4 protein-coding genes are annotated in these 5,125 nt (G+C 52.1%); 3 read left to right on the top strand and 1 reads right to left on the bottom strand.

Annotated features, from left to right (window positions below; all coding sequences use genetic code 11):
• Positions 1-215: 215 nt before the first annotated feature.
• Positions 216-1,208 carry a ribose-phosphate pyrophosphokinase gene (locus LKK83_RS31000; protein WP_324635323.1) on the bottom strand — a complete coding sequence of 331 codons (993 nt, stop codon included), beginning with the start codon at positions 1,206-1,208 and terminating at the stop codon, positions 216-218.
• A gap of 352 nt (positions 1,209-1,560) precedes the next feature.
• Here LKK83_RS31000 and LKK83_RS30995 point away from each other — a divergent pair, with 352 nt between their 5' ends.
• From LKK83_RS30995 to LKK83_RS30985, 3 genes are all read left to right on the top strand, one after another.
• Positions 1,561-1,797, top strand: a complete 237-nt coding sequence (locus tag LKK83_RS30995) for a hypothetical protein (RefSeq protein WP_324635322.1) — start codon at positions 1,561-1,563, stop codon at positions 1,795-1,797.
• 5 nt (positions 1,798-1,802) lie between these two features.
• A complete protein-coding gene (locus LKK83_RS30990) occupies positions 1,803-2,261 on the top strand; it encodes a GatB/YqeY domain-containing protein (RefSeq protein ID WP_324635321.1) in 459 nt (152 codons plus the stop codon).
• Positions 2,262-2,736: 475 nt separating this feature from the next.
• Positions 2,737-4,950 (top strand): protein kinase domain-containing protein, encoded by a 2,214-nt coding sequence (locus LKK83_RS30985; protein WP_324635320.1) that lies wholly within the window; start codon positions 2,737-2,739, stop codon positions 4,948-4,950.
• Positions 4,951-5,125: the final 175 nt, after the last annotated feature.

The raw sequence follows: 5,125 nt of genomic DNA, 5'->3' as shown, positions 1-5,125 counted from the left end.
TTAGGCTGGTCAGGTGGTTAGAAGTACAAGCCCCTGGCTTTAGACATGGGGTTGGTTTCTACGGAGTCCCTGACAGTTTCCACTCCTTAAGGTGGCTCAGACTCCTGCTGAGTGCGTCACCCCCAAACAAAAATAAGCCAGCCACGGCGGGCTGACGGAATATCCCCCCAGGGTGGCACCTGGGGCCTATATCCGGCTGGAAAACCCGCCGGCGATTAGCGAAACATACTACTCACCGAACTATCTTCATGGACCCGCCAAATCGTTTCTCCCAGCAAATTGGCCACCGAGAGAATGGTTAACTGTTCAAAGCGTCTGTCTTCTGGCAAGGGAATGGTATTGGTGACAATCACCTCTTCAAATACCCCACTGGAGAGACGCTCGATCGCCGGTGGAGAAAACACCGCATGAGTCGCACAGGCATAAACCTGTCTGGCTCCTTCTTTTCTCAGTAAGCGGGCACCTTCAGAAATCGTACCCGCCGTGTCAATCATGTCATCGACTAACACCGCCGTTTTTCCCTTCACGTCGCCAATCACATTCATCACTTCTGCCACATTATGCGCTTGACGACGCTTATCGATAATGGCCAGTGGGGCATCGTTTAACTTTTTCGCAAACGCTCTGGCTCTGGCTACTCCCCCCACATCTGGCGAAACTACCACGATGTCAGGGAGTTTCTTGCTCGCTAGGTAGTCCAACAACACCGGCGAGGCATAAACATGGTCAAACGGAATATCGAAATAGCCTTGGATTTGGTCTGAGTGCAAATCCATTGCTAAAATCCGGCTGGCCCCCGCTTGGGTAATTAAGTTGGCCACCAGCTTGGCAGTAATCGACTCGCGTCCCGCAGTTTTGCGATCGGCCCGGGCATACCCATAATATGGAATCACTGCTGTAATTTGCCTTGCTGAGGCTCGTCGGCAAGCATCGATCATAATCAGCAATTCCATCAGGCGATCGTTCACTGGGCGGCAAGTTGGTTGAATTAAATAAACATCGCACCCCCGGATAGACTCTTGAATTTGAACGTAAAGTTCACCATCGGCGAATCTTTTTCGTACCATTGGTCCCAAGTCTATTCCCAGGTAGCGAGCCACTTCCTGAGCTAGGGACACATTTGAAGAACCGGAAAATAGTCGCAGACGGCTATGGTCGGCAACAGTAGCCAAAGATGGCTGAAGGGTTAAAGTAGCAGAACGGATCACGGCAGACACTTTATCGCACGTTCATTCGTAGTAATTTTATCATCTCCTTCTCTAAATCCTCTCCCTAATTTCCCGGATCTCTACCGAAAGCAAGATCTCAATTCTTGACAAAGATAAAATTTCACTCTTCCACAACATTCCCTCATCGAGAAACCCAGGGCGATCGCGCCGTTTTGCCAACCTCCCAAGAAGCTCTTGGCTATGGGTTGCTATCTCGAACCGTTTTCGGCCAATCTGTTAGCCATTTTTTCCAAGGGCAACTGAGGAATTTTTAGGGCGGCATATTATAGCGTTTTTCCTCGCCAATGAAATGTTTACCCGGTTAAAAATACGCTAGGATCTAGGCGGTGAAGTGCATGTACTCCTCCCTTTGGCTGGATTGAAATCTCAAATGATGCGATCGCAATTCATCGATTTCGCTTTGCCCCCTCCCCGGCAACTCAGTAAAAAAACTTACTCCCTGCCGCGCTCCACCATCGCACAGCAGTCTGATTTACTGCAAAAGCGGGTCAACAAGGTGAAAGCCGATGCGATTGTCATCCCCCTTTCGGGTTATTTTTCGAGTCAATTCTCTTGCATGAACAAATAGGCTTTATGAGTTTAAAAGAGCGGATCGACCAACAAATCAAGGCGGCAATGAAGGCGAAAGATAAAATCCGCCTCGAAACAGTACGCAGCATCAAAAAACAAATCCTCGAAACCGAAGTCAGCCTTCGCCCCTCCGGGCAAGAAACCTTAACCGAAGCTCAAGAACTCGAGCTGTTATCCAAATTGGCCAAACAACGGCGCGAGTCGATCGAACAGTACGAACAAGCAAATCGCCCAGATCTCGCCGAACGAGAAGCCACAGAACTGGCAATTATTGAGGAATTCTTGCCCCGTCAGCTTGACGATGCACAAGTCAGCGCGATCGTCGATGAAATTATCGCCCGCGTCGGAGCCAGTTCCCCCAAGGATATGGGGAAAGTTATGGGGCCTGCGATGCAGCAGCTCAAGGGCAAAGCCGATGGTAAAAAAGTCCAAGACATGGTAAAAGCCAAACTCGGCAGTTAATTCTCAGGTTGAAATCTACCGTGGGGAGGTTGGGGTGGAAAGCTTTGCCAGCTTTTGGGCAAACTATGCCCTGGGTGGAAGTGCCCTGGCAAATCCTCAGCACACAACCCTGGGGCAATCATCATTGCTCTAACCCACCCGCCCAACTCCGCGCGGCGTTTCCCCTGCCCCGGCTTATTATGAATGCGGGTTATTTTCCATCGCGACATCAATCTCTGTGGCGAGTTTTGATATCCAGCCCGTCTCTGCCGAAGGTCCTCCCGAAATCACTTGCCCAAAATAGAAGGATTGACAACGGGACTGTCGTTGGCACGGGCACACTGCCTGCGCGTTAAGGCAATCTTTCTCAAAGTCGGTCTTGCTTACAATGAAAAATTGACACTGAACAAAATCGCTCCTCTCAATCCTTCTTTGTTCACTGTCCAATTTTCCCCTCGGTTCCCACATCCCTCTCCCCTATCACCCACTCACTGCTATGCAACCAGAAATTCCCAGTGGCACTATCTTACAAAACCGCTACCTCATCCTCAGTCTTTTAGGTCAAGGGGGGTTTGGCCGCACTTATCTGGCAGAAGACCGTGGGCGCTTTAACGAACGGTGCGCGCTCAAGGAATTCATTCCGACGCAAACCAATTCTTACGCCGTGCAAAAATCTGAGGAACTGTTCCAACGAGAAGCGGCAATTCTTTACCAAATTCAGCATCCGCAAATTCCGCAGTTCCGCGCTACTTTCGAGCAACAGGGGCGGCTGTTTTTAGTGCAGGACTATGTAGCGGGAAAAACCTATCGCAGCTTGCTCGATGACTATCGCGGGGCGGGGAAGACTTTTTCTGAGGCGGAAGTCTTGCAACTGATGCAGCAGCTTTTGCCAGTGTTGGACTACATTCACAGCCACGGAATTATCCACCGCGATATTTCGCCGGAAAATATTATTCTGCGTCAGCGCGATCGCTTGCCGATCCTGATAGATTTTGGTGTGGTTAAAGAACTGGCTACCTTGATCCAGTCCCCGCAAGCTACACCCCCCGCCACTACCGTCGGTAAGGTGGGCTATGCTCCTAGCGAACAAATCCAAACCGGTCGTGCTTACCCCAGCAGCGACCTTTATGCCTTAGCCGTCACCTGTGTGGTGTTGCTCACCGATCGCGAACCGCAAGAACTGTTTGATGATGTGAAACTGACTTGGCACTGGGAACGGTTCGTGCCCCAATCGGTGAGTAAAGGGTTGGCAGCGGTTCTCAATCGGATGTTGAGTTACCGACCCGGCGATCGCTTCCAATACGCTAAGGAAGTGGAACTCGCGATCGCCCCCCTGACGCCCCCTAGCCCGACTTTACCACCGGATCCGGATAGGTCCCAAATGCAAACCGTTGCTTTGGGCCAAGGAAATGCCGGAGGACCAAAGCCGCAAACTTCTCCCCCTACAGGGATTTCTTCAGGGAATGACTCTCTGTGGGATAATCCCGCCGCGATCGGATCGGGCATTGTTTTGATTCTCCTGCTCACCGGTTTTGGCTCTTGGGCGTTAGTTCGTTCTTTCCAAAATCTCGATCGCCCCGCCGATACCCCTACCGCTTCTCCTCTGTTTTCTGAGTCGGAGTTGCCTCCGGAGAGTCCCACTCCTCCGGTCCGTCTTCCCCTCCCCGACGGGGAAAGCCCCACCGCTTCTCCCACCGCTTCTCCCACCGCTTCTCCCACCGCTTCTCCCACCGCTTCCCCCACCGCTTCCCCCACCGCTTCCCCCACTCCCAGTCCGGGTGCGATCGCAAAACCTACCGAGGAGGAGTTACCTACACCTATGCCACGGCGATCGCCTTCCCGTCCTAACCCAGAACCGCCACCCCCAGAACCTCCGATTATTTCTAGCGTTCCCCTCAATGTCGATTCCGGCAGTACCACTTCTGTGGAAGGTACCGTAGAAGAAAACGAAATCATTAAATATATTGTTCGAGCAACGGCGGGACAAGACCTGAATGTGGGGGTGAGGAACCGAGGCATCCTGCTTAACGTTTGGGGTCCGAATCGCACCCCGATGATGGGTGCATCCAGAGGCGTCAACCAGTGGGAGGGCAGGTTAAGCACCACCGGCGAGTACACCATCGAGCTGTTTGCGTTACCCGGTTTCGCACCAAGCAATTTTAAACTCGACATTCGCTTAGATGCAGGCGATCGCCCTACCCCTCAGCCCACCCAACCCAGACCCATTCCACAACCGCCGCCTCGCATTCCAGACAGCCCTAGCCCCGAACCGATACCCCAACCCATACCCCAGCCCACCGTGGAGCCAACCGTGGAACCTTTACCCGCACCCACCCCCGAACCCTCCCCCGATCCGATGGGGGATCCCACACCCGAATCTCGACCCGCACCTACCCCGGAACCCACCCAATCGATGGATTCCGAGCGATTAAGCTTATCCGGTTCCCAAGGAAGCACCCAAGTGGGAGGTCGCACCACTTCCCAGACAAAGCGTTATGTGGTGTACGTGCAGGCAGGACAGCAACTTAAGGTGTCTCTGATTTCTGGCGCTGTGGGCTTAGATATCCGCTATCCCAATGGGCAATTAGTGGAAGATGGCTCGCGATTGGTTCAATGGCAAGGTCGAATCTCGCAAACAGGAGACTATAAAATTGATGTGGCCGCCGGACCGGGCATCAACTATGAATTGCAGGTGACGGTAAGTGATTAAAGGGGCTGTGGACAAAGGGTGCAAAAAAATTTTTTTTGCACCCTTGGGGGGAATTTTTTTTTTCGATGGATGAGTGGACAAAAAAGGGGGAAAGGGAGTAAAATGAAATTATAATGGGGTGGTAATTTCAAAGCAATGCTTTTATTGTTTAGCGGAGAGCAAGGGGAATGGGATT

Source organism: Phormidium sp. CCY1219 (genome assembly GCF_035615515.1).
Classification (GTDB): Bacteria; Cyanobacteriota; Cyanobacteriia; order Cyanobacteriales; family Laspinemataceae; genus CCY1219.
This window is presented reverse-complemented; position numbering and strand designations above follow the sequence as displayed.

Bases quoted from the DNA above. Each gene is read 5' to 3' on its own strand.
- LKK83_RS30990 (WP_324635321.1), top strand. From the start codon at position 1,803: ATGAGTTTAAAAGAGCGGATCGACCAACAAATCAAGGCGGCAATGAAG.
- LKK83_RS30985 (WP_324635320.1), top strand. From the start codon at position 2,737: ATGCAACCAGAAATTCCCAGTGGCACTATCTTACAAAACCGCTACCTC.